Here is a 3,297-nt window from a genome sequence, read left to right as displayed (position 1 = left end):
TCCTCAAGAGTAGTGTTTTACTCATTAAAACGAATATTTAAGTTTTAAAATTTTCATACATTATAAATCACCTATAAAACTTTATAATAAATTAAAAATTGAGAACTTATAAATACCTAATCATTATAGATTACTAATAATATTTTAATTCGAAATATATAATTATACTTATATCTATATTTATTGGATTTTTTATATATTTTAAAATAAATAAAATTAAAACAATTAAGATGAATAAAATATCTAGAAATAAAAATATATATATTTAATTTTATTGCGCTATTTTTTTAGAAATAATTCTTCAATTGCAATAAAAACTTCATGAACAGACAATTCATCTAAACATTCTCTATGCATCAGTTTACAAGAGTTACTAGAACAACCAACGCAACCCACATTCCTTTGCAACGACTGATACTTCAGTTTATTAGGTGGACACCAATTTACGGGTTGAGTAGGGCCATGCAATTGGATCATTTTTGCACCAGAAGCCACTGCGATGTGACTCATGCCATTGGAATTGGCAACACATCCAATGGAGTTTTTTGTCAAAAAGGCGATTTCTCGAATAGACATGAGAGGAGGAAGCAAACTCATATTTTCATTTAAAGAATTTTGTTTCAGTTTTTCTTTAAAATTTTGATGAACTTTTAAAATATACTCCTCTTCCCCCGGAGCTCTAGACCAAACTGTTGCTATATTATATTTTTTAGCTAATTCGAGAGCTAAATCGGTATAAGATGGAATAGGCCAGCAACGAACAAGGTAACGAGAAGTGGGGCTCATTACAATGTAATTATGAACCTGTAATTGATCTAATTGTTCTGCTATCCATTTTGAAGGCTTTACTTTATTTATTTCTTCAATGGGAAGATCGATTTTAACTTCTTCTAAATTTATTTTATCCATATAAATACCAAGTGGTTCTAATAAATATAATCTTGTAAAACCAAGGTAACCTGTATCTAATTTATCACGATGAACAAGGTGCGTATATGTAATATCGCGAATAGAATTGCATTTAAAAGAAATTCTAATATTTGCACCTGCAAATAAAGTTTGAAAACTAGAACGTGGATAATTAATAGCATCAATTATGATGTTATATTTTTGTTTTCTAATATAAAAAAACAAAGTTATTTCAGACCACAAATAAAGTAACCAATGCCAAAACTTTTTTAAAAAAAATACATTTTTGTATTCTTTTTTTCGCCATATAGGAAGGTAATGAACTTTGTTTAAATAAGGGTTTCCACTTAATATTTCTTTTGCCATGGGATGAGCCCACCAGTCGATTTGAGCGGTAGGGTATTTTTGTTTTAAAACAGACGCGAGAGGTGTTGCAAGCAAAACATCACCGAGCTGTCTTGGAAGCATAATAAGAATTTTTTCTGGATTTGCGGATGTCACTTTTTTTAGTCCCAAAGTTACAATGAATTTGTGATTTCAATAATGCAAAAATACACCAAAGATAACATCCACACTTTTAAGGAAGACAAAATTAAATGTCAAGTTTTACCTAAATATCAATTATTTTATTTCTTTTATTTAAATTAAATAGCTCGTTTCAACTTCATTGATTTCTGCTAAAAGGCAATCTTTTTCAACTTGAGATAAAAAAGAGGCTTCAATAGAATATTTTGAAATTTTACAGAGATCTTTAAAAGTAAAGCCCAAACTATTTTTACATTGTATGTAGTTTTCTAATATATAGCCACCAAAATAAGCGGGATCATCTGAATTGATCGTAACTCGAACACCTAAATCAAATAATTCTTTTATATGATGTGATTTTAAATCATCATAAACTTTTAATTTTATATTTGAAAGAGGACAAACAGTTAGCGGAATTTTATTTTCAATGATGAGATCAATTAAATTTTTATCTTCGATACTACGAACACCATGATCAATTCTAGAAACATTTAATAAATTTAATGCCTCCCAAATATATTCTGGAGGTCCTTCTTCTCCCGCATGAGCCACAGTTAAAAAACCAAGATCTTTACATTTAGAAAATACGGTTTTAAATTTACTTGGAGGATTTCCTTGTTCAGAAGAATCCAAACCAACTGCTTTTATCAAATGTTTATATGGTAAAGATTCTTCTAAAATTTCTAATGCATCTTCTTCAGATAAATGCCTTAAAAAGGACATAATAATAAAATAGCTTATATTAAAATCTCTTTTTCCTTGCTCTAGGGCTTCATGAATCCCTTCAATAACATCAGAAAATAAAACCCCTCGTGAGGTATGAGATTGAGGATCAAAAAAGATTTCCACATGGCGAACTCCATCTTTATGAACTCTTTCTAAATACAAATAGGTGAGTTCATAAAAATCTTTTTTAAATTTTAAAACGTTTGTAGCTTGATAATAAATATCTAAAAATGACTGCAAATTATGAAATTGATAGAGTTGTCTCACTTCATCAATACTTTTATAAGGCAATTCTATCTTATTTCTTTCGGCTATTGAGAATAAAAGTTCGGGCTCTAAAGAACCTTCAATATGAATATGCAATTCTGCTTTTGGTATTTTTCTTAACTCTTCAAGCATAAAATGAATCCTCTATAAATTATTTATTAATCTATAAAGGATTCTTTAATTTTTTTCAATATTTAAAAGAGTTTATTTAAAAAAAATGAGCTCTTTTATATTAAATATTAATTTAGTTCTACAACAGAAACAGATTCTATAATTACAGGAGCAACGGGAACATCTCTATGAAAACCACTGTTACCTGTTTTTACTTTAGCAATAGCATCAACGGTTTCCATTCCTTGAGTTACTTTTCCAAAAACCGCATAACCCCATTGGTCTCCACGATTATTTAGAAAATCATTATTTGTTAAGTTAATAAAAAATTGAGCTGTTGCGGAATGAGGATCATTTGTACGTGCCATAGCAAGTGTACCGCGTTCATTGCTTAAACCATTTTTTGCTTCATTTTCAATTGGTCTATTTGTTGATTTTTCTTTCATACTGGAATCAAAACCACCACCTTGAATCATAAATCCAGGTATAACACGGTGAAAAATAGAGCCATCAAAATGTTTTGATGTAACATAATTTACAAAGTTGGCAGCAGTCATTGGTGATTTTTCGTCGTTGAGTTCGATTGAAATATCACCATAATTTGTTTTCATTAATAAATTAATCATAAAAAAATACCTTTCAAAAAAAATAGGGACGATGATTCATTATTTCTGATGTGTCCTCCCAATAAGTGCATTTTACAAACACAATGAATGGAATTAAATTTTTTATAGAGAGTGGTTTTTGATTTTGTTGATA

General features: G+C 28.9%; 3 protein-coding genes. All 3 read right to left on the bottom strand.

Annotated features, from left to right (window positions below; genetic code table 11):
• Nucleotides 1-279: 279 nt before the first annotated feature.
• A complete protein-coding gene (locus ACIQ56_RS15950; protein WP_397602028.1) occupies nucleotides 280-1,410 on the bottom strand; it encodes a glycosyltransferase family 9 protein in 1,131 nt (376 codons plus the stop codon).
• 138 nt (nucleotides 1,411-1,548) lie between these two features.
• The gene (locus ACIQ56_RS15945; RefSeq protein WP_397602027.1) at nucleotides 1,549-2,559 is read right to left on the bottom strand and encodes an adenosine deaminase; all 1,011 of its coding nucleotides are present in this window, start codon (nucleotides 2,557-2,559) and stop codon (nucleotides 1,549-1,551) included.
• Between the two features lie 107 nt (nucleotides 2,560-2,666).
• On the bottom strand, nucleotides 2,667-3,164 hold the full coding sequence (locus ACIQ56_RS15940) for a peptidylprolyl isomerase (RefSeq protein ID WP_397602026.1): 498 nt from the start codon (nucleotides 3,162-3,164) through the stop codon (nucleotides 2,667-2,669).
• Nucleotides 3,165-3,297 lie beyond the last annotated feature (133 nt).

This window comes from Silvanigrella sp. (genome assembly GCF_044369315.1).
Taxonomy (GTDB): domain Bacteria; phylum Bdellovibrionota_B; class Oligoflexia; order Silvanigrellales; family Silvanigrellaceae; genus Silvanigrella.
This window is presented reverse-complemented; position numbering and strand designations above follow the sequence as displayed.